The sequence below is a fragment of the Aeromicrobium changchenzhani genome (assembly GCF_057586615.1).
The window spans coordinates 390,091-415,021 of sequence record NZ_CM172480.1 but is presented as its reverse complement, the minus strand read 5'-3'; the positions used below and the strand labels follow the sequence as shown (position 1 = coordinate 415,021).

The 24,931-nt window shown below is 61.4% G+C and carries 21 protein-coding genes and 1 tRNA gene; 12 read left to right on the top strand and 10 right to left on the bottom strand.

Annotated elements, in window-relative coordinates; translation table 11 throughout:
* The first annotated feature begins 12 nt into the window (after positions 1-12).
* From AC2YB9_RS02160 to fahA, 3 genes are read left to right on the top strand one after another with little or no spacing between them, the layout of a single operon-like run.
* A complete protein-coding gene (locus AC2YB9_RS02160; protein WP_487267115.1) occupies positions 13-1,224 on the top strand; it encodes a homogentisate 1,2-dioxygenase domain-containing protein in 1,212 nt (403 codons plus the stop codon).
* Positions 1,221-2,009 carry a hypothetical protein gene (locus AC2YB9_RS02155; RefSeq protein WP_487267114.1) on the top strand — a complete coding sequence of 263 codons (789 nt, stop codon included), beginning with the start codon at positions 1,221-1,223 and terminating at the stop codon, positions 2,007-2,009. Before AC2YB9_RS02160 ends, AC2YB9_RS02155 begins: the two co-directional genes overlap by 4 nt.
* Entirely contained in the window at positions 2,006-3,199 is a 1,194-nt protein-coding gene (fahA, locus tag AC2YB9_RS02150) for a fumarylacetoacetase (RefSeq protein WP_487267113.1), read from the top strand. The genes AC2YB9_RS02155 and fahA overlap by 4 nt, the downstream gene beginning before the upstream one ends.
* Positions 3,200-3,242: 43 nt before the next feature.
* Here the strand turns inward: fahA and AC2YB9_RS02145 are convergent, their stop codons facing one another.
* Both AC2YB9_RS02145 and gdhA read right to left on the bottom strand, forming a co-directional pair.
* Positions 3,243-3,710: an SRPBCC family protein gene (locus tag AC2YB9_RS02145; RefSeq protein WP_487267112.1), complete on the bottom strand. Its 468-nt coding sequence runs from the start codon at positions 3,708-3,710 to the stop codon at positions 3,243-3,245.
* Between the two features lie 81 nt (positions 3,711-3,791).
* Entirely contained in the window at positions 3,792-5,129 is a 1,338-nt protein-coding gene (gene gdhA / locus AC2YB9_RS02140) for an NADP-specific glutamate dehydrogenase (protein WP_487268555.1), read from the bottom strand.
* A 107-nt stretch (positions 5,130-5,236) separates the two neighbouring features.
* On the opposite strand from gdhA, the gene AC2YB9_RS02135 reads away from it, so the two are divergent.
* The 8 genes from AC2YB9_RS02135 (at position 5,237) to AC2YB9_RS02100 (ending at position 12,320) form a co-directional block, all read left to right on the top strand.
* A complete protein-coding gene (locus AC2YB9_RS02135) occupies positions 5,237-6,124 on the top strand; it encodes an SDR family oxidoreductase (RefSeq protein ID WP_487267111.1) in 888 nt (295 codons plus the stop codon).
* A 99-nt stretch (positions 6,125-6,223) separates the two neighbouring features.
* A complete protein-coding gene (locus tag AC2YB9_RS02130; protein ID WP_487267110.1) occupies positions 6,224-7,261 on the top strand; it encodes an iron ABC transporter substrate-binding protein in 1,038 nt (345 codons plus the stop codon).
* A gap of 16 nt (positions 7,262-7,277) precedes the next feature.
* Entirely contained in the window at positions 7,278-8,849 is a 1,572-nt protein-coding gene (locus AC2YB9_RS02125; RefSeq protein ID WP_487267109.1) for an ABC transporter permease, read from the top strand.
* A complete protein-coding gene (locus AC2YB9_RS02120) occupies positions 8,846-9,910 on the top strand; it encodes an ABC transporter ATP-binding protein (RefSeq protein ID WP_487267108.1) in 1,065 nt (354 codons plus the stop codon). The genes AC2YB9_RS02125 and AC2YB9_RS02120 overlap by 4 nt, the downstream gene beginning before the upstream one ends.
* A gap of 60 nt (positions 9,911-9,970) precedes the next feature.
* On the top strand, positions 9,971-10,231 hold the full coding sequence (locus AC2YB9_RS02115) for a GlsB/YeaQ/YmgE family stress response membrane protein (protein WP_487267107.1): 261 nt from the start codon (positions 9,971-9,973) through the stop codon (positions 10,229-10,231).
* A gap of 146 nt (positions 10,232-10,377) precedes the next feature.
* Positions 10,378-11,277, top strand: a complete 900-nt coding sequence (locus AC2YB9_RS02110) for a sulfurtransferase (RefSeq protein WP_487267106.1) — start codon at positions 10,378-10,380, stop codon at positions 11,275-11,277.
* Positions 11,274-11,732, top strand: coding sequence for a SufE family protein (locus AC2YB9_RS02105; protein ID WP_487267105.1), 459 nt, complete (start codon positions 11,274-11,276; stop codon positions 11,730-11,732). Before AC2YB9_RS02110 ends, AC2YB9_RS02105 begins: the two co-directional genes overlap by 4 nt.
* Positions 11,733-12,113: 381 nt before the next feature.
* Positions 12,114-12,320, top strand: a complete 207-nt coding sequence (locus AC2YB9_RS02100; RefSeq protein WP_487267104.1) for a hypothetical protein — start codon at positions 12,114-12,116, stop codon at positions 12,318-12,320.
* A 153-nt stretch (positions 12,321-12,473) separates the two neighbouring features.
* Here the strand turns inward: AC2YB9_RS02100 and AC2YB9_RS02095 are convergent.
* Both AC2YB9_RS02095 and AC2YB9_RS02090 read right to left on the bottom strand, forming a co-directional pair.
* Positions 12,474-12,546: transfer RNA gene (locus AC2YB9_RS02095), tRNA-Thr, on the bottom strand.
* A gap of 90 nt (positions 12,547-12,636) precedes the next feature.
* Complete coding sequence (locus tag AC2YB9_RS02090) at positions 12,637-14,118, bottom strand: hypothetical protein (RefSeq protein WP_487267103.1); 1,482 nt, start codon at positions 14,116-14,118, stop codon at positions 12,637-12,639.
* Position 14,119: 1 nt separating this feature from the next.
* Here AC2YB9_RS02090 and AC2YB9_RS02085 point away from each other — a divergent pair, with 1 nt between their 5' ends.
* Positions 14,120-14,506: a chorismate mutase gene (locus AC2YB9_RS02085; protein ID WP_487267102.1), complete on the top strand. Its 387-nt coding sequence runs from the start codon at positions 14,120-14,122 to the stop codon at positions 14,504-14,506.
* Between the two features lie 38 nt (positions 14,507-14,544).
* Here the strand turns inward: AC2YB9_RS02085 and AC2YB9_RS02080 are convergent, their stop codons facing one another.
* From AC2YB9_RS02080 to AC2YB9_RS02055, 6 genes are all read right to left on the bottom strand, one after another.
* Positions 14,545-16,068 carry an alpha/beta hydrolase gene (locus AC2YB9_RS02080; RefSeq protein ID WP_487267101.1) on the bottom strand — a complete coding sequence of 508 codons (1,524 nt, stop codon included), beginning with the start codon at positions 16,066-16,068 and terminating at the stop codon, positions 14,545-14,547.
* Positions 16,068-17,228, bottom strand: a complete 1,161-nt coding sequence (locus tag AC2YB9_RS02075) for a DNA polymerase III subunit delta' (RefSeq protein ID WP_487267100.1) — start codon at positions 17,226-17,228, stop codon at positions 16,068-16,070. Before AC2YB9_RS02075 ends, AC2YB9_RS02080 begins: the two co-directional genes overlap by 1 nt.
* A complete protein-coding gene (gene tmk, locus AC2YB9_RS02070; protein WP_487267099.1) occupies positions 17,225-17,866 on the bottom strand; it encodes a dTMP kinase in 642 nt (213 codons plus the stop codon). The genes AC2YB9_RS02075 and tmk overlap by 4 nt, the downstream gene beginning before the upstream one ends.
* Before the next feature lie 69 nt (positions 17,867-17,935).
* Positions 17,936-20,680 (bottom strand): type I DNA topoisomerase, encoded by a 2,745-nt coding sequence (topA, locus tag AC2YB9_RS02065; RefSeq protein ID WP_487267098.1) that lies wholly within the window; start codon positions 20,678-20,680, stop codon positions 17,936-17,938.
* Positions 20,681-20,866: 186 nt separating this feature from the next.
* Complete coding sequence (locus tag AC2YB9_RS02060) at positions 20,867-22,345, bottom strand: DUF7059 domain-containing protein (protein ID WP_487267097.1); 1,479 nt, start codon at positions 22,343-22,345, stop codon at positions 20,867-20,869.
* 117 nt (positions 22,346-22,462) lie between these two features.
* Entirely contained in the window at positions 22,463-24,883 is a 2,421-nt protein-coding gene (locus AC2YB9_RS02055; protein WP_487267096.1) for a sodium-translocating pyrophosphatase, read from the bottom strand.
* Positions 24,884-24,931: the final 48 nt, after the last annotated feature.

Sequence of the window (24,931 nt, the reverse complement as noted above, 5' to 3'; positions counted from 1 at the left end):
AGTTGATGGCCCATGGCTTACTACCGACAAGCGGGAAACATTCCGCCCAAGCGGCATACGCAACATCGCGATCCCGATGGCAAGCTCTACTACGAGGAGTTGATGGGCGAGGAGGGTTTCTCGTCGGACTCATCGCTGCTCTATCACCGTGGCGTGCCGTCGGCGATTACGGACGTACGCGAATGGCTGCTGCCCGAACAAGCCACGACCCCCAACCAACCGCTGCTCCCCCGCCATCTCAAGCTGCATGACCTCTTCGGCGCCGATGACTGGCAGTGGAAAGATGTCGTCACCGGTCGCCGGCTCGTGCTCGGCAACAGCGACGTGCGGATCTCCTACGTTGTCGCGGGCAAGGCTTCGCCGATCTATCGGAACGCAATCGGCGATGAGTGTGTGTTTGTCGAAGACGGCTCTGCAACTGTCGAAACCGTATTCGGCAATCTCGAGGTCGGCCCCGGCGACTACGTCATCATTCCGCGCGCGACGAATCACCGCTGGGTGCCCAAGGGCATGCTGCGCGCCTACTGCATCGAGGCCAACAGCCACATCGCACCACCGAAGCGTTATCTGTCTCGCTACGGCCAGCTGCTGGAGAGTTCGCCCTACTGCGAGCGTGATCTGCGTCCGCCGGTTTTCCAACCGTTGGCAAACGTCTTGGAAGCTAACGAAAACGTACCCACCAGCGAAGTCTTCATAAAACATCGTGGCAACGGTCCCGGCGGTCTAGCCGGAACGATCCACACGGTCCCCACCAACCCCTTCGACGTTGTCGGCTGGGACGGCTGCCTGTATCCGTATGCGTTCAACGTCGCCGACTTCGAGCCGATCACCGGCCGCGTACACCAGCCGCCACCGGTACATCAGGTGTTCGAGGGCACCAATTTCGTGATCTGCAATTTCGTGCCACGCAAGGTCGACTACCACCCGCTGTCGGTCCCGGTCCCCTATTACCACTCAAACGTCGACTCCGACGAAGTCATGTTTTACGTCGCCGGCGACTACGAGGCGCGCAAGGGTTCGGGCATCGCGCCCGGCTCGATCTCACTCCATCCCGGCGGCCACTCGCACGGCCCGCAACCGAGCGCGATCGAAGCCAGCCTCGGCGCCGAAAGCTTCGACGAGCTCGCGGTCATGATTGACACGTTCCGACCGCTCGAGTTGGGCGAAGGCGGCACCGCATGCGATGACGGTGACTACGCGTGGTCGTGGGTGGGCGGCCGATGAACCCGCTCCTGTTCGAGCGGCTCTTCGATGATGCCGCGATTTTTCCGCCCGGCAACGCCGCGATGCCGGACGCCGTGCGTGCCCATTTAGCGGCGCTCGGGTCCACCGCAGCCCCGTACATCGGCGCATTCGTATGCTCCGGCGCGCGACTCACAGAGTTGCAAGATGCACTTGGCGATGCGCTGATCGACGTCGCGCTGACCACAAACGCCGTGGACTACCCTGCCGCGGTCCACGCAGTTCAGTCCGATCCACGTATGACGTTGCGGTCGGTCGAGATCACCACACCGGACGTACTCGTGCCGGTGGCTGAGATGCCCGATGATGCGATGGTCTACCTAGAGTTGCCGTGGGGAGCGCAGCCCGATCTGCCGACCGGCACCGGACTTAAACTTCGCACCGGTGGCGAGACCTCCGATGCGTTTCCGACCGAGGAGCGGCTGGCGCATGCGCTCGACAACTGCCTGGGTCAGGGCCGCGAGTTCAAACTCACCGCGGGACTGCACAACGCCGTCCGACATACCGATCCGGCGACTGGATTCGAACATCACGGCTTCCTCAACGTCATTCTCGCCGTGCGCGCTGCTCTCGACGCGGCATTGCCGACCGAGATCGCGGCGGTCCTCGCCGAGCGCGAACCCAATGTTGTCGCCGATCACATTGCGGCGCTGAGTGATGCCGACGTCAATCGCATTCGCCGACATTTCCACTCCTTCGGCACCTGCGACACCCACGAACCGCTCGACGATCTAGCCGAGCTCGGACTGATGGAGGTACTCCCATGACCGAAGACTTTGGACGATTCACGCTTCCCATGTGTTCTTTCGTGGTGCCGGGCGAGACGCAGCCACGCGTCGGCGTCGGAGTCGGGACCGAGATTCTCGATCTGACCACAGCCGCCGAGATTGTGGTGCCGCTGCGACAGAGGTTGTTTGCTGCGGGAACGCTCGACGCCTTCCTCGCTGCCGGTTTTGAGGACTGGGAAGTCGTGCGCCACAATCTCATCGAATGGCTCGAAGATCCCGTGCACGAACAGGTGGTCGAGCGTCATCTTGTGCCGGCCGACAGTGTGTCGCTGCGGTTGCCGTTCGCGGTCGCAGATTACGTCGATTTCTATGCTTCTGAGCAACACGCCACCAATCTCGGCACGATGATGCGTCCGGGCGAGGACCCACTCAAGCCCAATTGGAAGCATCTGCCGGTCGGTTATCACGGCCGCGCTGGAACCGTCGTCACTTCCGGTGCAAAGATCACGCGTCCCAAAGGGCAGGTCCGCACTCCCGAGGGCGACATCGCATTCCGTTGGTCGACACGACTCGATTTCGAGGCCGAGATCGGCTACGTCGTCGGCGCCGGATCCAAGCCGGGCAAGCCGGTCGCGCTCGCTGACTTTGATCGCCATGTGTTCGGCTTGTGCATCCTCAACGACTGGTCAGCGCGCGACATACAGGCTTGGGAGGCAGTGCCGCTCGGGCCATTCCTCGGCAAGTCATTCGCGACCTCGATCTCACCGTGGGTCATTCCGCTGGCTGCGCTCACCGAGGCCCGTCTGCATGCCCCCGAACGGACCGTCGAGCTATTGCCCTATCTCGACGACGATGACGCCGAACCGTGGGGCCTCGACCTCCAACTCGAGGTCAGCATCAACGGCCACGTCATCTCTAGGCCGCCCTATGAGCAGATGTATTGGACGCCTGCCCAGATGCTTGCGCACATGACCGTCAACGGTGCGACGCTACGGACCGGCGACCTGTATGGATCGGGCACGATCAGCGGCCCGGCCGATGACCAACGTGGCTCGATGATCGAGTTGACTCACAACGGTCAGGAGCCGATTCGGCTCGCCGACGGCTCGACCCGCGGCTTCCTCAAAGACGGCGACATCGTACGTATCTCGGCAACCGCACCAGGGCCCGACGGTGAGACCCTCTGGCTCGGCGCAGTCGAAGGAACAGTCGCACCAGCGCGCGGCTGATGCGCCCGGCGGCCGCCCTGAACGCGTGAAGGACGCTCTCGGGCTAGCCGGACTCCGCGATCCGTTTGATCGCGGCAAGTGTCACGGGGATGCCCGTGTGTGCTGCCTCGATTCGCTTGGCGATCTCGGTTTCGGCCAAGGCCCCGTATTTCTCGTGGAAGAACGCGATGCCAGCAGGCAAAAACTCCCAATTCTCGGTGAGCTCGGTCCCGTGCTCGACCTTGGTGAGCGTGTATCCCCAGCGGACGAGCTTGCCGCCGACGATAAAGGCAAACTCTCGACCGCGATCGGCCGCGACAACTTCCGAACGGGTATCCCAGGTGCGATCGTCCGACTCGTTATGCCCGGTGAACCAAGCTCCGACGACCGCACCCTGCTGGGGGTCATCCCACCAGCAAGACGTGCAAACGGGACTCCACTCACCGGTCCGGGTGACATCGGCGACCATGTCGTATATCGCCTCAGCCGGCAACTCGATCAGGGTCGATTCGCGATAAGTCAGTTCAGTCATGAACCCATCATCGCGCGCCCGAGTCATTCATCGACAGCGGTCGCACCAACGCGCGGCTGATGCGACCGAAGCGCAGGTTGTTTAGACGAGACCGAACGCACTCATCGCGTCGGCAACCCGAAGGAAGCCGGCGACGTTGGCACCAAGAACTAGGTTGCCCGGCTCGCCGAACTCCTCGGCGGTCTCAGCAACACGACGGTGGATGCCCTTCATCAATTCGGTGAGGCGTTCCTCCGAATATTCGAACGACCAGCTGTCCCGAGATGCGTTCTGCTGCATCTCCAACGCACTCGTTGCGACGCCACCGGCGTTGGCTGCCTTGGCGGGGCCGTAGGCCAGGCCTGCTCCTTGCACGGCTGCCATGGCGCCCGCGGTCAGCGGCATGTTTGCGCCTTCGGCAACCAGGATGCAGCCATTTTTGATCAGGCGGAGTGCGGCGGCTTCATCCATCTCGTTCTGGGTCGCACACGGCAGCGCGATGTCGCACGGCACATCCCACAGTGAGCCGCCTTCGACATGACGGGCGCTGGGGATCCGTTCGACATACTCACAAATGCGCAGCCGTTCGACTTCTTTGACCTGTTTGAGCACTTCGACATTGATGCCGGCTTCGTCGACGATGTAGCCATCCGAGTCCGATGCTGCGATGACTTTGCCGCCGAGGTGATGCGCCTTCTCGATCGCATAGACCGCAACGTTGCCTGAGCCTGACACCACGATCGTTTTTCCATCAATCGAGTCGCCACGTGCGCGCAACATTTCGTCAGCGAAGATCACCGTGCCATAGCCGGTGGCTTCAGTGCGCACACGTGCGCCGCCCCAGGCAAGGCCCTTGCCGGTCAGAACGCCTGATTCATAACGATTGGTGATGCGCTTGTACTGGCCGAAAAGGTAGCCGAGTTCACGCGTTCCGACGCCCATGTCGCCGGCGGGAACATCGGTGTATTCACCGATGTGACGGTAGAGCTCGGTCATCATCGACTGGCAGAACCGCATGACTTCGCGGTCGGATCGGCCTTTGGGATCAAAATCCGATCCGCCCTTGCCACCACCGATCGGCATACCCGTCAGCGCATTTTTGAAGATCTGCTCGAAGCCGAGAAACTTGATCGTGCCGAGCGTGACCGACGGGTGAAACCGCAGGCCACCCTTGTATGGACCGAGCGCGGAGTTGAATTCGACGCGCATGCCGCGGTTGATCTGGACCTCGCCTGAGTCGTCCTGCCACGGCACCCGGAAGATGATCTGCCGCTCGGGTTCGCAGATCCGTTCAACCGTCTTGCGCTCGAGATATTCGGGGCGCCGGCGAACGACCGGGGCCAAGGAAGTCAGGACCTCGCGGACGGCCTGGTGGAACTCTGGTTCAGCCGGATTGCGACGGACCACATCATCAAATATGGCCTTGACCTGCTCATCGATGCTTAAAGACATACCTTCAAGGATGCCGGACGGCATTTAGGCGTCTGCACACTGGGCCGGCAAATAACCGCTCGGTGGCAATCTCGAACTGCGTCATTAGGAACGTCGTGAGAGATTATCAACATGTCGAACACTGCGCGACGAACTCGATGAGCGTCGTCATCGCCGGCTGCGGCGACCTTGGCACCGAAGCCGGCTTGCGTTTTCTCCAGGCCGGCCAACAGGTCGTTGGAATGCGTCGATCCGCGCATCGCCTTCCGACTGGATTCGAGCGGTATTCAATCGACCTCGCCCATGAAATTCCGACGCTCCCGGCCGACACTGAAACTCTCATCTTGGCGACCAGCGCGGACCGCCGTTCAGAGAGCGCTTACCGCGAGGCGTATGTCGACAGTCTGGTCAATATCCTCACCGCACTCGACCACGCCCAAATCGTGCCTAACCGCGTGCTGATGATCTCGTCGTCGGCGGTTTACGGCCAGGACGACGGCAGTTGGGTTGATGAGTCAACGCCGACAGCACCGACCGCCGAAACCGCCCACGTACTGGTCGAAGCAGAAGCGATCCTGCACGCCAGGGTCCCCAGCGCGACGATCCTGCGACTGACCGGCATCTATGGCCCCGGCAGGACACGGCTGATCGATCAGGCCCGCGCCGGAACCACGCTGAGAAGCGACCGGGTCAATTTCACCAACCGAATCCATCGTGACGATGCCGCTGCCGCGATGGTGCATCTCACGACAATGCCCACGGCCCCTGCGCCCATCTATGTGGGCGTTGACGATGCACCGACTGATCGCGGCGAGGTTTTGCGTTTCCTCGCCGCCGAACTGGGTCGCCCCGTTCCGCCGGACGAGTTGGATCCCGGGCCGCCATACACCGGCAAGCGCTGCCGAAACACGCTGCTGCGCAGCACCGGATTCGAGTTCGCTTACCCCACCTATCGCGAAGGCTATCGAGCGGTGCTCGCTGGCACCGGCCAACGTCATCCCTGACGCCTCGCTCACCCGAGAAGTGCACGCCCGATCGGACGTGCATATTCCTTGACGGTACGGTTAGCCTTGCCTTAGTAGTCAATGGAATGGGAAACAGTAATGAACGCACGACGTCGCATTGTGGCAATCGTCGCCGGATCCTTAGCGGCTGCCCTTGTCCTCTCCGCTTGCGGAAATGACATCGAGAGCACTAGCAAATCCAAGGACGCCGGCACACTGACCTTGTACAACGCTCAACATGAGAGCCTCACCAAACTCCTCGCAGACCGCTTCACTGCCAAGACGGGCATCAAGGTCGAGATGCGCAATGGCGACGATTTCGAGCTCGCCAACCAGATCGTGGCCGAAGGTGACCGTTCGCCCGCCGATGTGTTCCTTACCGAGAACTCACCGGCAATGACACTCGTGGCAAATAAGGGCGGGTTCGCCAAGGTCGATGCCGCCACGTTGGCTAACATTCCAGCGAAATACTCCCCCAAGAGCAGCGATTGGGTCGGTTACGCCGCACGCTCGACAGTGCTGGCCTACAACACCAAAAAGTTGACCGAAGCCGAGTTGCCGGCGGGAATCCTCGATCTCGCCGAACCAAAATGGAAAGGCAAGATCGGCATGTCGCCCAGCGGCGCCGACTTCCAGGCCATCGTCAGCGCCGTGCTGACGCTCAAGGGCGAGGCAGCAACGGAAGCATGGCTCAAAGGGCTGAAACAAAACGCCAAGTTTTACGACGGCAACAGCACCGTCATGAAGGCCGTCAACAGCGGCGATATTGAGGCCGGCGTGATCTACCACTACTACTGGTTCAGGGACCAAAACGAGTCCGGCGCCGAATCCAACAACACCAAATTGGACTACTTCGGCAACCAAGATCCCGGTGCGTTCCTGTCGGTGTCCGGTGCGGGCGTCCTCAAGTCGAGCAAGCACAAGAAACTGGCGCAGAAGTTCGTCAAATACTTGACCAGCGTCGATGGCCAGAAAGCGTTGGCCGCGAGTGATGCGATGGAATATTCGATCAACCTGAAGGCCGCGCCGAATCCAAAACTCAAGCCGATCACCGATCTCGATGCGCCCACGATCGATGTCACATCGCTCAACGGCGCCAAGGTCATCTCGCTGATGCAGCAGGCAGGAATTCTCTGACTTGAACGCCTTCGGTATGGCCGTCGACCCGAACCCGAGAGGGTCTCGGGCGGCGGCCGTACGCCGAGGAACGCTCAAGCGGTGGCCGCTGTTTGCGTTGTCATCAGTCGCAATCATCTTGTCGGTGATCCCGACCGGCTTTGTCATCAGTTCGACGATCAGCGCTGGCTGGCATACCGCCAAGACCTTGATCTGGCGCCCGCGCGTCGGTGAACTGCTCACGAACACCACCAAATTGACGCTCGCCTGCGTCCTCGCCAGCATTGTCATCGGTGTCGGCGCGGCTTGGCTCGTCGAACGAACCAACCTCCCCGGCCGCCAGATCTGGAACGTACTGCTCGCCGCACCACTTGCCGTGCCGGCATTCGTCAACAGTTTCGGCTGGGTATCAATCACATCGTCAGTCGAGGGATACGCCGGCGCTACCCTCATCGTCACGATGTCCTATTACCCACTGGTTTATCTGCCGGTCATGGTGTCGCTGCGCGGCCTCGACCCCGCGCTCGAGGAAGTCGCCAACGGTCTCGGCTACGGACCGTGGAAGACGTTCGCGAAGGTCGTCCTCCCGCAATTGCGGCCGGCAATCCTGGGCGGCGGATTGCTCGTCGGTCTCCACTTGCTGGCCGAGTTCGGTGCCCTGCAGATGTTGCGCTTCCCAACCTTCACGACCGCGATCTACGATCAATATCGATCGACCTTCAGCGGACCTGCCGCCAACATGCTGGCCAGCGTGCTCGTCCTGTGCTGCCTGCTCCTGCTCATCACCGAACTCCGCCTTCGTGGCAATCGCCGCTACTCACGAATCGGCAGCGGCAACCGGCGATCCGCCGTACGCAAACCACTCGGCCGCTACACGGTCCCCTCGCTCGCCGCCGTGACGCTCTTGGTCGTACTAGCGCTGGGTGTGCCGATGGGGAGCCTGGTGCATTGGCTGGTGGTCGGAAGTTCGACCGCGTTCCCCATCGGTGACCTGCTGATTACTGGCGGCACATCGGTTGGCCTTGCTGCGGCGGCGGCGATCGGGACAACGCTGATCGCGCTGCCGGTCGCGTGGCTTGCCGTGCGCCATCGCTCAGCCGCCACGACGACACTCGAGCGCAGCACCTATTTCGGCAATGCACTCCCCGGAATCGTCGTCGCACTCGCGCTGGTCACCGTGTCACTGCGCTTCGTCCCAGCGATCTATCAAACGGTATGGCTGCTGCTGGCGGCGTACGCGATCGTGTCACTGCCGCGTGCAATGATCAGTGTCAAAGCCGCGATCATGCAGGCCCCACCGCTATTCGAAGACGTTGCGCATGCACTCGGCGACGGATCAGCCCGCACATTCTGGCGGGTGACCGTGCCGCTGATCGCCCCGGGTCTCGGCGTGAGTGCGGCGCTGGTGTTCCTTGCAATCGTCAACGAGTTGACCGCTACCTTGTTGTTGGCACCCATCGGAACGCGTACGCTTGCAACGCAGTTCTGGAGCAATTCCAGCAACGTTGCGTATGGTGCCGCGGCACCGTATGCGGCCCTGATGGTGTTGATCTCCCTGCCAGTGACATTCTTGCTGACACGCCATGTTGAAAGGTCGAACGTCTCATGACCCAGCTGCGACTGAATGGCGTGTCAAAGTCCTTCGGCGGGACACAGGTCTTGCATGACGTCGATCTTCAGGTTGCCGCCGGATCTTTAACCGCAATCCTGGGCCCCTCGGGTTGCGGCAAGACGACGATGCTCCGCCTGATCGCGGGCTTTCTCGATCCGGACGCTGGATCAATCGAGTTCGACGACAAAATCGTGTTCGATCAGACTCATCGCGTGCCGCCGCAGCGGCGTCGAGTTGGGTACGTGCCGCAAGAAGGTGCGCTTTTCCCGCACCTTGATGTGGCGGCCAACATCGGTTTCGGGCTGCGCCGTTCCGATCGACGCCAGCACCGCACCGTGGATGACCTGCTCGAACTCGTAGGCCTGCCGGTGTCGATGCGTTCGCGCCGGCCACATGAGCTCTCCGGCGGGCAACAACAGCGCATCGCGCTGGCCAGAGCATTGGCGCCAGCACCATCGGTCGTGCTCCTCGACGAACCATTCGCCTCACTCGATGCTGGCCTGCGCGAGGAGACCGGGCGCGCGGTCGTTCGGGCGCTCCAAGAGACGAAGGCCACTGCCATCTTGGTCACCCATGATCAGAGCGAGGCGCTGTCGCTTGCCGATCAGGTCGCAGTCATGCGTGAAGGTCGGCTCATCCAGATTGCTGACCCGCGAACCCTTTACACCACGCCAGTGGATTCAGGCGTAGCCAAGTTCGTCGGCAGTGGCACCCTCATGGATGTGATTGTCGATTCCGCCGGCGACATCGCATCAGCACTCGGGCCACTCACCATCTCCGCGCCTGATGGTTCACCCGTCCCCGCCGGACCTGCCCGCGTCATGATTCGCGCCGAGCAAATCCATCTGGCACCACTCGACAATGGTGTGGCCGCAACTGTCACTGAGGTTAGTTATTACGGGCATGATGCAGCGGTTCGACTGATCCTCGACACGCTGCCTTCACTCGCTGTGACCGCGCGGGTGCTTGGCCATCACGCACCACGCCCCGGGGATGTCGTTGGACTCGAAATCATCGGCGATGTCATCGCGTTGGGGGCTGAGCCCCGGATCAACTAAGATAAACCGGGAAAATGACACTCCTGAGCAACGACGCTCGGGTCTACACGGGGAGTATTTATGTCCATCATCGGTTTCATCATCGTCGGTCTCATCGCCGGATTCCTCGCGCGCGCCATCGTTCCGGGTGACGACAGCATGGGCATTCTTGCCACGATCGTGCTGGGAATGGTCGGCTCATTCGTCGGTGGCTTCCTCGGCAATCTCCTCTTTGGCGACGGTCTGGACATCAGTGCCGCAGGAATTATCGGCTCGATCATCGGCTCGATCATTGTCCTCATCGGCTACAACGCCGTCACCGGACGCAAGAAGACCGTCTGACCTACGCAACATGAGTGCGCGGCATCAGCAGGCGGCATCAGGCCGGGAGGCTAGGCACAGAATACTTGGCGTCGAGGCCGCGTGAGATCATGACGACAGGCGCGGAATCACCATCGACCGCCAGCAGCCAACCCACGAGGAGCGCTATGAGCATGCCCTACGACGACAATTCGAAGTTCAATACATACGCCCACTCCGAACGTCTGGTCAGCACGGAATGGCTTGCCGAGCACCTCGGTCAGCCTGGGCTCGTCGTCGTGGAAAGCGATGAGGACGTCTTGTTGTACGAGATCGGGCACATCCCCGGCGCCGTGAAGGTCGACTGGCACCTCGACCTCAACGACACCGTAACCCGCGACTACATCAACGGTGATCAGTTCGCCAAACTGATGTCGAACAAGGGCATCGGCCGGGACACCACCGTGGTGGTCTACGGCGACAAGAGCAATTGGTGGGCGGCGTATGCCCTGTGGGTGTTCACGCTTTTTGGCCACGAAGACGTTCGACTCCTCGATGGCGGCCGTGCCAAATGGATTGCCGAAAACCGGGAGATGACCACCGAAAAGCACCAGCCCAAGGCGACGGACTATCCGGTCGTGCAGCGTGAGGACGCGCCGATCCGCGCCTACAAGGACGAGGTGATCGACTTCCTCGGCGGCCAAATGATCGATGTCCGCTCCCCCGAGGAGTACACGGGCAAGCGCACGCACATGCCTGACTACCCCGAGGAGGGCGCACTGCGCGGCGGCCACATCCCGGGTGCCCAGTCCGTACCGTGGTCACGCGCCGCAAATGATGACGGCACGTTCCGCGCTCGTGCGGAACTCGAAGCAATCTACGAGCAGGAGAAGGGCCTCACGTCGGACGAACCCGTCATCGCCTACTGCAGAATCGGCGAACGGTCCTCTCACACATGGTTCGTGCTCACACATTTGCTCGGCTACGCGGATGTCAAGAACTACGACGGTTCCTGGACCGAGTGGGGTAACGCAGTACGCGTACCCATCGTCAAGGGCGAGGACGTCGGGGAGGTGCCCGGCAGGTGAGCAATGCGGAGACGGCCGGTATGCCCGAGTCGCTGGTAGAGATCGTTGAGGATTTCAATGCCCTCGAGCCTCAGGATCGGCTACAACTGCTCCTGGAGTTCAGTCAAGAGCTCGCACCGCTGCCTGCTCGCTACGCCGACCACCCCGAGCTGTTGGAGCCGGTACCGGAGTGTCAGTCACCGATTTTTTTGATCACTGAGGTCGAAGGCACCGATGATGGAGCCGTGGTCCGCCTGCACTTCTCGGCTCCGCCGGAGGCTCCGACCACCCGAGGCTTTGCGGGCATCCTGCAAAGCGGGCTTGACGGGTTGAGCGTCGCCGAGGTCCTCGGAGTGCCGAACGACTTGTCCAGCAGGATGGCCTTGGAGGAAGCGGTAAGTCCGCTGCGGCTGCGAGGAATGGCCGCGATGCTCACCCGCATCAAGCGTCAGGTGACGGAAAAGGCACAAAGCTGAGGCCGCGAAGGACGCAGGGGTCATTCCGTTCGTCATCGGCTTCATGGTGTGCGGTCGCGTCGCGCGCTAGCCTCTACTCGGTGTCCATCGCTGCCCAGATCGCTGACCTCACCCCGACGATCTCCTCGGCACTGGCAGCGGAGTCTGAGGAAGCCGCGCGCGGTCGTCCGGTTCGACCAGTACGTGTTTCGTGCCCAACGCCTTGCGTGAAAGTAGCCAGTCCTGCGGCACGCTGGTCTCGTCACATGCAGTCATGATCCTCGCCCATCACGTTCAAGAGCGGCCTGTATTGGCAGAAGCGGAGGCGAAGTTCAGCAAGATGGGCACCATGGCGCTGACCGTGTTGGGCAAGCGATATTCGATCGCGGGTATCGGGGCGCGATGGCACCAAAGTTCACTGCAGCTCAGCAGCAGGAAGTCATCGAGGCAACCCGCACCGAACTCGAGGCTGATGGACCATCAGACACGGCTGGGAGAGTTACGCCAGCGATGTCCGAGGTCTTCAGCCAGTGGAAGGCCATGTCGAACCAGGTTGGCGTGTGGCGCGACATCTTCGCTGCAAACGGGGTCAAAGTCGCCAGTCGTTGAGTCGGTATTCCGTGTAACCGCGGGACGCGGCCGGCGGTTACACAACTTGCGGTACACCGGGGGGACGCGAGGAGCGCCCGATGGACACACCAAATAAGAGAAACCCCGCCTTCACCGACACGTGTGTGCAGGTGAGACGGGGTCTCGACACGGAGCCGCCTATCAGAATCGAACTGATGACCTTCTCATTACGAGTGAGACGCTCTACCGACTGAGCTAAGGCGGCCAAGGCCCTCCAGGGATCGCCTGCAGGACCGAGAAACGAGTCTACCGGCACGACCGGCACGAGACCGAATCGGCCTTGGGTCGCTCCCGATCAATAACCTCCATCGGACAAGCCGGCATCATTTTCGAACCAGTTCTCCTCACCGGTCGCAGTCCTCGGAATCGGCGCTTTGAAGATCCACGGCCCCTTCATGTCCACCGCAACCGATTCTGTGGCGTACTTCGCAATGAACTTCGCATAGCCGTCATCCGCCCACTGCTGCGAATGACGCTCCTCGTGATGGAGCAGCCGATCAAGATCGAGCGAACCGGAAAATTGATGGCCGTCGTCATCCACATAGTTGGCCTTGCCACTCTCGACGACCGTCCTCATCGCTTCGTGCGAATCATCGGGATCGTCGATGTTGAGCATGAAAATGTCGCCCCAAGTCGTACCACCGTTGAGGCTGAAGAAGTCCACTGGCCCGTCCCCGCCCAAGCCCATCAGCATGCCATTGGGAGTGGCAGCGAGCGCACCGCCACTCCGGTTAACCATGCCGACATCCTGCTCGTAACTGAACCAGTTGTTGGCGTCCTGACGATCGAGAATGCGCTGAAGTTCCTTCGCCGAGTAAGGCGTCTCTTGGAAGTCGGTGTCGCCACCGTTGGCCGACCCATAGTCAGTGCCTGCGTTGAAGAGGTAGGCCATCTCGACCGCTTTGCGGGCATCGGATCCGCTGATGTCTTTCGGCAGCATAAAGAATGACTTGTCATCGGGATCACGGATCTCCTCCAAGCCATCGAGCACCTTGAAGTCGTCGGGATCGATGTCATGATCTCTGATGATCTCCATGATCGTGTCGAGCGAGACGCCGTTCCGGTCAGCATTCTCAACCCAACGCCGATACAGCGGACCCGGATCGCCCTCGGGCAGCAGTCCCTCCGCACGCAACTTCTCCAACGTCTGATCGATCATGGCCTTGTAGGCGGCCCGCCGATCCTCCGTCGAGAGATATATCTCGGGAAAATAGGTGCTCATCAACGCCAAGGGAATCAGCCCCTGACGCAACAGGGTTCGGATCTCGCCCGGTGAAGGGTCGCCGTTGAGCATCTCGGCCACATCATCGGCCGCGTCAAAAACTGTGGTCTTCGCAGCGCCGTATTCCGGATCCAACTCGGCGCGAATCTCGGCCCTCAGCGCACCAATCGTTTCATCAGTCTTGTCAGCTTTGATGTCTGACTTGGCGCCCGCAACGGCAGCGTTGTATCGGATATTGATCCCGTTGACCGCCCGATCGAAGGTATCGATGTGATTGGCGAAAAGCCGAGTGCAGGCGCAGGCGAAATGCGCACTTGACGCCAGACGAAGCGCCACATCTTTAGGCACCTGCGCAGTCCTCGTCATCACCTTGACCGTTCGTCCCTCAGTGGTCTCGAGAATTTTCTGCTCGTCACCGGTGAGATCTTCGGCAAGCGTCCCCAAGGTATCTAGGTGGACGCCGAGTGGGTCGACCGTCGCTCTGACCGCTTCGCCGGTGATGCCCGGATACATGTCGCGGTAGTAGTCGTACCAACCAACTGTTCGTGCAACCACGATGTCTCCCCCGGGAGGTGTCGTCAAGCAATGCCGGGCCCAGCATACGATGCAAGTTGCCGCAAGCTCACCCCTCGCAGGTAGTATCGCGCACGTGAGTGCCACCGAGGCGACGAACGCCGAACTCGAGGAAATCCGGTCCAGCATCGACAACATCGATGCGGCTGTCATCCACATGCTTGCTGAGCGATTCAAATGCACCAAGCGGGTCGGCAAACTCAAAGCCGAGCACGACATGCCGCCGGCAGATCCAGCTCGTGAGTCGCGTCAGATCACGCGGCTACGGGAGTTGGCAGTCAATGCCGACCTCGATCCCGCGTTCGCGGAAAAGTTCCTCAATTTCATCGTAGAGGAAGTCATCCACCACCATCTGGCCGCCCGCGACTAAACATCGGTCTCAGTGGGTCGTCTGGCAGAACCAGGGCATCAGGAAGCCTTACAGTTGACGCCGTCCTTGGGCACGGTGTTGTCGACGAAAAATCCGTCGACGGCCTTGTCGATGCAAGCATTGCCGACATGGAAGCCAGTATGACCGTCGCCCACCCGGGTCAGAAGGACGCCTGAATCGAGCTGTTTGGCCAATGCTTGCGCCCACTCATACGGCGTTGCCGGGTCACGCGTCGTGCCGACAACCAGGATCGGCGCCGCGCCCTTGGCGTGGACCGGGCCCTGTGGATGGGTCGCCTTGATCGGCCAGTCACTACAACCCAGCGCGCCCCAAGCCATGGCGCGACCAAACGCCGGCGAGATCTTTTCGAACTTGGGAATTGATGCCTCAACCTCGGCGACGGTCGCCGGCTTGGCGCTGTCCAAGCAACGGATCGCAACAATCGACTCCGAGGAATTGTCCTTGTAGGTGCCATTGGGATTGCGTGAGGTGTAGGCGTCGAACAGATTGAGCATCGCCGTTGGATCACCGGCGAACACATCGGTCAACTCGCGAGTCAACAGCGGCCAGTAGTCACGGTTGTACAACGTGACCGCGATCCCGAAGAACGCGCCGGACTCGGTAAGTAGCCGGCCATTCTTGGCCTTCATCGGTTTGGCGTCCAATCCCTGAAGGAACGCCGCGAGCTTGGTCTCAGCGGCCTTGGGATCGCGACCCAGTGGGCACGTCGTCGCACCGGCGCAATCGGCGATATATGCGGTCAAGGCGCGCTGGAAGCCCTCTGCCTGGCCAAGCGAGGACTGCTCGTCGGAGAGGGTCGAATCGACGGCCCCGTCCAGAACCATCCGGCCCACCTTGGTAGGGAACTGCTGCGCATACGTCGCGCCGAGTTGAGTGCCATAGGAGGCCCCGTAGTAGTCAAATTTCTTCTGCCCCAAAACGCCCCGCAGCACATCCATGTCCTGCGCCGCCTCGAAAGTCGACACATGTGCGGCCAATGCTCCCGAGCGCGCTGCACAGGCCTTGCCGAGCTCGATGGTGCCCTTGACGAACTCATTGACCTCTCGCTTCGTGTCCGGATCAGGATCACCGTTGAGGAGCTCATCAAGACGCTGATCAGACAAACATTTGAGTGGGGTGCTCTTGCCGACGCCGCGCGGATCGAAGCCGACGATTGAGTATGCCTTGCGCAATGACCGGCTTGCCGCATCGACAAATGAACTCAAGAATTCGACGCCAGAACCACCCGGTCCACCTGGATTGATGAACAACATCCGATCCGAACCGTTATCGCCAGAGGGATGCACCTTGACGCGCAGCCGGAGTGTGGGGCCGGTCGGTGCGTCGTAGTCGATCGGAACCTTGACCCAGGTGCAGCGGTAGGTACCGCAATCGGTCCAGCTGAGCTTCTGCTGATAGATCGGCTGAAGGCCGCTCGGTGCCGATTCTTTTGTGCCGACCGGATTGGATCGCTCGCCGGTGCCGAACGAGGCAACGAGCACGATTGCGATCAAAGCGACCGCGAGCAGTCCGATCAAAATGGCGGTTGCATGTTTGCGCACTATCGATTCACGAGTCCGATCATCATCTGTTCGAGCGCCAGGAGCGGCGCGGCATTGGCGGTGAGTCCCTGCCTACATTCCAAGATGGCATCGATGCTCCGCAAGGTCGACTCGGCTGTCCCCAGGCTCGCGATCTCCTGAACTCCCTGGATGAAGTCGGCGTTGATGAGGTCGGTTCCGGGGGCCTGTTGGGCCACCAGCACGTCACGATAGAGCGCCATCAAGTCGAGCAGGACGCCGTCGATCGAGTCACGAAGCAATCGTGTGCGGCGGCGCTTCTGGTCCTTCTCAAGCGCCGACAAGGCTCCGGCGTAGCCCGCCGGGCGGCGACCGCGGTCCTCAACACCCCAAGCCGACCGTATGTCGTCCAGCTCGCGCGCATCGGCGTCATCTGCGATCGCCGCCGCATGCGCAGCGGCAGCATCATTGATCGCGGCGGCGGCCCGGAGGCAGGCGCCAAGGTCACGGAGCGATAGCGGCAGCTCCAGAATCGTCTGCCTCCGTGCACGTACATCAGGATTGGTCGCGAGCGCCTTGGCCCGACCGATGTGCCCCTGTGCGGCAGCCGCAGCAGCGACGGCAATCGATTCGTCGATGCCATCACGCTCAACCAGTAGTTTCGCAATCGCAGCCGCTGGCGGGGTCCGCAAGAGGACGGCCCGGGCGCGTGAACGAATCGTGATGATGACATCTTCGACGGCGGGCGCGCATAGCATCCAAATAGTGCGTGGCGGCGGCTCCTCGATCGCCTTCAGGAGCGCGTTGGCGGCCTGATCGGTCAGACGATCGGCATCTTCGACGATCAGCACCTGCCATCGGCCCTGTGAGGGATGCAGCGCGGCCCTGCGGACATACTCGCGTGCCGTGTCAGTGCCGATGCTCAGACCTTCGGTGCGGATGACGGTGATGTCCGGATTGCTGCCAGCGCGCGCGGTCGTGCAGGCTTTGCACTCATCACAGCCCCCGTCGGGGCATTGCAGTGCAGCCGCGAAGGCACGAGCGGCATTCGAGCGGCCTGAGCCGGGCGGGCCGGTGAACAGCCAGGCATGTGTCATGGAGCCGCCGCCTGCACCGCGAATCTGCGTCGCCGCGCCGGCTACTGCGGTCTTGAGCGTTGCCACGACCGGCTCCTGTCCGACAAGTTCGTCCCAGACCGTCATATCGCCGCCTGCCGCAACCACGGCTCGACGCGGGTCCGAATCTGGTCGTGAATGTCGGCACGATCGCCGCTGCCATCCAGAATGAGATAGTGCGCCGAGTCAGTGGCCGCAAGATCTAGGAACTGCTGGCGTACACGCTGGTGGAACTCAAGCGGTTCGGCCTCGATCCGATCAGGAGTGCCGAACCGCGACAATCCAATAGCCGGATCGACGTCAAGCAGCACGGTGAGATGTGGCCGCAATCCCGACGTCGCCCAACGGGCAACAAATTCAAGCTCAGCGTTGTCGAGCGAGCGTCCCCCACCCTGATAGGCGAGGGTCGAGTCGACATAGCGGTCGGTGATCACGACACGACCCGCAACAAGTGCCGGCAGCACCAGTTTGTCGACATGTTCGGCCTTGTCGGCGGCATAGATCAAGGCTTCAGCACGATCGGCCAGACTGCCAGTCTCGTGCGAGAGCAAGATCGTACGCAGCGCGGTGCCAACTGCCGTGCCGCCGGGCTCCCGAGTGAGAACCACATCGTGGCCAAGACCGGTCAGCCAATCGTGCAAAAGCTGTGACTGGGTCGATTTGCCCGCACCTTCGCCGCCCTCCAACGCGATAAACACGCCGGAGTGGGTATAGAGCGGATCCATAACCGAGAGCCTACTGGGCGGCAACGACAGTGCCGACTTGGAGTTCACTAACCAGCCAGCTGGCGCATGTCAGGCCTTTTTGGCAGTTGATTTCTTCGCCACAGCCTTCTTGGGGGCCGTCTTTTTAGCCGGCGTTTTCTTCGCGGTTGTCTTCTTCGCTGCAGCTTTCTTGGCTGGTGCCTTCTTCTTGGCGGCCGGCTTCTTCGCGGTCTTCTTGCCAGCCTTCTTGGCCGGGCCCTTGGCGCGACGTTCGGCCAACAAGTCGGCCGCACGCTCGGGCGTCAACTCGTCGATCGAGTCGCCTTTGCGAAGCGTCGCGTTGTATTCGCCATCAGTGACGTATGGACCGAAGCGACCGTCTTTGGCCACAATCGGCTGACCGCTGACTGGGTCAGGACCGAGCTCCTTAAGCGGGGCAGCAGCAGCGCGTCGGCCGAACTGTTTCGGTTTGGAATAAATCTCAAGGGCCTCGGCGAGCGTCAGCGTCAACAACTGCTTCTCGGTGTCCAGCGAGCGCGAGTCGGTGCCCTTTTTGAGATAGGGGCCGTAACGCCCATTTTGGGCGGTGATCTCAACGCCCTCGGCATCAGCACCAACGACACGCGGCAGCCTCAACAGTTCAACCGCCTGCTCGAGGGTCATCGTGTCGATGGACATGTCCTTGAACAAACTCGCGGTGCGCGGCTTGTCGGCCTTCTTAGCGTCCTCGGGCAGCGCCTCGGTTACATACGGACCGAAACGACCATTCTTTGCAACGACGCGTAGCCCGGTGTCCGGGTGATTACCAAGCTCGATCTCAAGGCCGGCGGGTGTCGCGAGGAGTTCCTTGGCCTTGTCGAGCGTGAGCTCATCGGGCGGGAGTTCTTCGGGGATGTTGGCGCGGGTCGGCTTTTCGGTGCCGTCCTCGTTCTTCGAATACGGGGGGCCTTCGACATACGGGCCATAACGACCGACGCGTACGTTGATGCCCTCGCCGAGCGGGAATGTCGACAGACCGCGGGCGTCAATGTCGCCCAGGCCCTCAACCAGCCGCTTAAGGCCCGTGTCGTGCGCGCCTTCGCCGGTCCAGAAGCCCTGCAGGACATTGACGCGCGCCTCCCGCCCGCCAGCGACATCATCCAGAACACCCTCGAGCTCGGCGGTGAAGTTGTATTCGATCAAGCGGCCGAAATGCTGCTCCATCAAGCGTATGACCGAGAACGCGATCCACGCCGGTACGAGCGCGGTGCCCTTCTTATATACATAGCCGCGGTTTTGGATCGTGTTGACGATCGACGCATACGTCGACGGCCGACCGATCTCACGCTCTTCGAGCTCCTTAATCAGGCTGGCTTCGGTGAAACGCGACGGCGGCCGGGTTTCGTGCGCGGCCGAACCGAGTTCGGCGACTGTGACCGTGTCACCCTCGCTGACATTCGGGAGCTTGGTCTGCTGCTCCGCGCTGTCGGCGTCCGGCTGATCCTGGGCTTCGACGTAGGCCTTCAAGAAGCCATAAAATGTGATCGTGCGGCCGCTGCTGGTGAACACAACGTCCTCGCCGCTTGCCGCCTGCGCGCCGATGCGGATCGAGACCGAATTGCCCTTGGCGTCCTTCATTTGCGACGCGATCGTCCGCTTGTAGATGAGATCGTAGAGCTTGAACTCATCGCCCGACAGACCACTCTTCGACGGGGTCTGGAAGCGTTCGCCAGCCGGTCGAATCGCCTCGTGGGCCTCTTGCGCGTTTTTGACCTTCGAGGCATAAACCCGAGGCGCGTCCGGCAAATACTCGATGCCGTACTGCTCTTTGACCTGGGCCCGGGCCGCAGTCAATGCGGTTTGCGACAACGTCGTCGAGTCCGTACGCATATAAGTGATGAAGCCGTTTTCATACAGCCGTTGCGCGATCTGCATTGTGCGGGCGGCGCCATAACCAAACTTGCGCGAGGCGTCCTGCTGAAGCGTCGTCGTGCGGAACGGTGCATAGGGCTTACGGGTGTAAGGCTTCGACTCGACTGAACGAACCGTGAACGGCTGATCGCGCAAATTATCGGCAAGCGCACCGGCACGGGCCTCGTCGAGATGGATTGCCTTGTCGGTGACCATGTGGCCCTGATTGTCGAAATCCTTGCCCGAAGCGATGCGGGCGCCATCGATCGAATGGACCTTGGCCGGAAATGTTTGCGGATCCTTGCCAGGACCGGCATCGAACGTCGCTTCAAGATCCCAATACGACGCCAGATTGAAAGCAATGCGCTCACGCTCACGCTCAACGACCAATCGCGTCGCGACCGACTGCACCCGGCCAGCGGAGAGGCCGCTCATGACCTTCTTCCACAGGACCGGGCTCACCTCATAGCCATAGAGGCGGTCGAGAATACGGCGCGTTTCCTGAGCGTCAACGAGATCCATGTCGATATCGCGCGGGTTGGCGATCGCATACTGGATCGCTTCTTTGGTGATCTCGTTGAAAACGATGCGCTTGACCGGGACTTTGGGCTTCAGCTCATCGAACAGGTGCCAGGCAATTGCTTCGCCTTCGCGGTCCTCATCGGTTGCGAGTACGAGTTCGTCGGCATCCTTCAGCAGCTTTTTGAGCTTGGCGATCTGCGCCTTCTTCTCCGACGACACCACATAGATGGGTTCGAAGTTGTCCTCGGTGTTGACGCCAAGGCGTGCCCAGGAGGTTCCCTTATATTTGGCCGGCACCTGATCGGCGCCTTTCGGAAGGTCGCGGATGTGTCCGATCGACGCGTCCACGACAAAGCCTTCACCGAGATAGCCCGCAATACTACGGACCTTGTTGGGTGACTCGACTATGACAAGGGTGGTCAACTGGATACCTTTCCTGGGATGCCGCTGCTAACTGCGACGAGCCAAACGGTATCTCCTGATGTCAAGGACGCGAAAACAGGGCGGGGGTCACGGGGTCACCCGCTTACGTCGGTGAGTGACTCCTCGGCGCACGTGAGTGACTCCTCGGCGCACGTGAGTGACTCGTCGGCGCACGTGAGTGACTCGTCAGGGTTGGGGGGTGAGGAAGCCTTCGTCGATTAGACTTCGCACCTTCGGAAGGTAGTCAGCGCGCAACTCGGTTTCGTCGTGATCTAGCAGCGTGGCGAGGGCGTCGAGGATCTGGCCGACGCTCAAATCACCGTCGCACGCGCCGAGGAGTCCCGCTTCGATTGTGTCGACCGGCCGGGCTCTGCGCACACCGCGCTGCAGCCGAGCGACGATGTGTTCGGGATCCTCCGCACCGACGGGTCCGACCGTCTCCTGGATGACATCGGCAGCATGGATCGGCCGAGAGTCGAGTAGCGCGACGTCGCTGAGCCCGTCAAGCGCACTCATACGCTCACCCCACGCGGCAATGTGCGGGCCGAGCGGCTGCTCAATCTCATAGGGCCATTCCTCAATGCGCAGCGCTGGCATGTCTCGATGAGCTTTGTGCAGACTCAACCAACCGAAACCGATCCCCTCGATCCCCTGATCGTCGAACCACGAAAGCCATGTGTCGTAGCGCTGAACATAATCGGGCGCATCCTGCAGGCCCGCGTCAGCCAGCCACATCTCAACGTATGTCGGCAGGTCGGCGACTTCACGTTGTAGGACCCACGCATCGACTCCGCTCGGTTCGAGCCAGCCGGCGATTCGATCCTGCCAAGGCTCACCGGCACGATGGATCCAATTCGCAAGCACCTGGCACCAGCCACCGTCGTTGAGATGATCCGGGGCCTGCGTCACCACTCGGCGTACGACCTCATCGCCGGGGAGCCCGGAATCGCGATAGATCAGCCGAGTTCCGGTCGCTGGCGACACCACGAACGGCGGATTCGTGGCGATCAGATCAAAGGTTTCGCCTTGGGCCGGCGCGAATAGACTGCCATCCCTGACCTCGATATCGACGCCGTTCAGCGCGGCCGTCAATCGCGCCATTCGGAGGGCGCGCGGATTGACATCGGTGGCAACAACCCGTTTGGCGTGACTTGCCAAGTGAAGCGCTTGGACGCCACATCCGGTGCCGAGATCGAGCGCCGAGCCGATGTCTTCGCGAATCGTCAGTTGCGCCAATGAGCTAGAGGCTTCGCTGATGCCCAGCACATGTTCGGTGTCGACCGACCTACCCATCCCGTCGAGTCCGGGCGTCAAGTCACACACAATCCACCAGTCGTGATCTTCATCGCCATAGGGCCGTATGTCGACGCGCGCGTTTACCTCACCGACCGAACCTTCCAACATACCGGCAACACTCATCGCATCGACGAGACCGGGAAGTGCCCGATCGGCCTCGGCGCGAGATACCGGCGCTTGGAGCGAGAACAGCCGCGTGAGAGTTGAGAGCGGCGAACCGTCGAGCGTACGACGACGAGCGGGGGTCGATTGATTGCGCATCAAGGCCCGCTGGGCGCCGTCACCGATCAGCGCGGCAACCGCATCCACGGTGAAATCGGCGGCGGTGAGCGCTTCGCGCAGTCGTGCGGTGAGATCAGGGGTCAACATAGGCAAAGTCTCGCACCTCCCCCAACCGCGAGTGGCGCAGATTCGGGGTTTCCCGGAGGAATTTTGCCCGAATCTGCGCCACTCGCGACCAGATTTGCGCCACTCGGCGGTTGGGGTTTAGGCGTTAACCTCCGTGGCCGTTGCCGGAGCGTCGGGCATGTCCGCTTCGATTGCGATCGGACGACGCTTCGAGATGTAGACCGAGATCGTAATGATCAACGCTGCGACGATCGCAATCGAGTAGCGAAGCGCTGCATTCGCGTCCTGACCATAGCTGTACTGGATGATCAGCGGCACGATCAACAACGCCACCAAGTTCATGACCTTGAGCAGCGGGTTGATGGCCGGACCGGCAGTGTCTTTGAACGGATCGCCGACCGTATCGCCGATGATCGTGGCCTCGTGAGCCGGTGAACCCTTGCCGCCATGGTTGCCGTCCTCGACAAGTTTCTTGGCGTTGTCCCAGGCGCCGCCAGCATTCGCGAGGAATACTGCCATGAGCGTTCCGGTGGCAATCGCGCCCGCTAGATAGGCGCCCAGGGCACCGACACCGAGGCCAAAGCCCACCGCAATTGGTGCAAACACCGCGAGGATGCCCGGCGTCGCCAGTTCGCGCAACGAATCGCGCGTACAGATGTCGACGACCTTGCCATATTCAGGACGACCGGTGCCTTCCATGATGCCGGGGATGTCGCGGAACTGACGGCGTACTTCGTAGACGACCGCGCCCGCGGCACGACCGACTGCGCTGATCGCCAGACCCGAGAACAAGAACACCACAGCCGCGCCGATGATCAATCCGACCAAGTTTGACGGATCAGCGATATTGAACACACCGAGGATCGACAGGAAGTCGCTGATCGGCAACTTCTCGTCGAACTTGATGTCGCGAACCGCACCAGCGATGCCATCGGTGAATGCGCCAAATAATGCGGTTGCGGCGAGTACTGCCGTCGCGATCGCGATGCCCTTGGTGATCGCCTTGGTCGTATTGCCGACCGCGTCGAGTTCAGTAAGGATCTGCGCGCCTTTCTCATCGACATCGCCAGACATTTCGGCGATGCCCTGAGCGTTATCGCTGACCGGACCGAAGGTGTCCATTGCGACGATGACACCGACCGTCGTCAGCAGGCCACAGCCCGCCAGCGCGACCGCAAACAGCGACACAATAATCGAACCCGAGCCGAGCAGGAAGGCGCCGAACACCGCCGCAGCGATGACGAGCGCCGTGTAGACCGCCGACTCGAAGCCGACCGAGAGGCCAGCAAGAATAACTGTTGCGGCACCGGTGAGGGATGTCTTGCCGACATCCTTGACCGGCCGCGTTTCGGTGCCGGTGAAGTAGCCGGTGAGGGCCAAAATAACGGCGGCAAGCACAATGCCGATCAACACCGCAATGATTGCGATGAGGCGCGGATCGCCGTCCGGCGTGCCGGACTGCAGCGGAAGGCCGAGGGCCTGTCCGGTGGCCTGCTGGAATGCACTGTCGAGCCCACTGAGCAACGATCCGATACCGCTGTCGCCAGCGCCGGCGTTCAGCTTGTCAAATGACGCGGGAAGGTAGAACCAGGAGACGGCCGAGGTGACAACTGCCGAGACTGCCGCCGAGATATAGAACGTACGGTTGATCGTCGCGAGGCCATTCTCGGTTGCCCGAGGCTTCATGATGTAGACGCCGAGGATCGCCGTCAATGTGCCGATCGCGGGGATGATGAGCGGAAGAACTAGACCCTTCTCACCGAAGGCAACCGAGCCGAGGATCAGCGCAGCAACGAGGGTCACCGCATAGGACTCGAACAGGTCGGCCGCCATTCCGGCGCAGTCGCCGACGTTGTCGCCAACGTTGTCCGCGATCGTCGCCGCATTGCGCGGATCGTCTTCAGGAATGTTCTGCTCGACCTTGCCGACCAAGTCGGCACCAACATCGGCAGCTTTTGTGAAGATGCCGCCGCCGACACGCATGAACATGGCGAGCAGCGCGGCACCGAAGCCGAAGCCTTCAAGGACACGGGGCGCATCGCCCTGATAGATCAGAACGACTGCGGCGGCGCCGATCAGACCAAGGCCCACCGTCAGCATCCCCACCGTTCCACCGGTACGGAACGCGATGCGCATGGCGCGTTCGCGGCCCTCGTTCTGCGCGGCGGCAGCGACACGAATGTTCGCGCGCGTTGCCAACGACATACCGAGATAGCCGATCATTGCGGAGAAGCCGGCACCGAGGGCAAAGAAGATCGAGCGTCCTACCCTGATTTCGGTTGAGCCCGGCAGCACGAACAGCAGTGCGAATGCGAGAACAGCGAAAACCGCCAACGTCTTAAACTGGCGCTGTAGATAGGCCGAGGCGCCCTCCTGGACCGCGCGGCCAATTTCCTGCATTTTTTCGGTGCCTTCGGCGGCTTTGAGTACCTCGGCTCTGAACACGGCCGCCATGATCAGCGCCAAAACGCCGATCCCGGCAACTGCCGCAACAATGATCGTGTTGTCGTTCGAGAGATCCAAGTCCCCAGCAGCCGCAACGAGTGTCGCATTCGCCATCTAAATCCTCCAGAGGTCAGCCACAGCATGGTGCGGGCCAGACTTCCG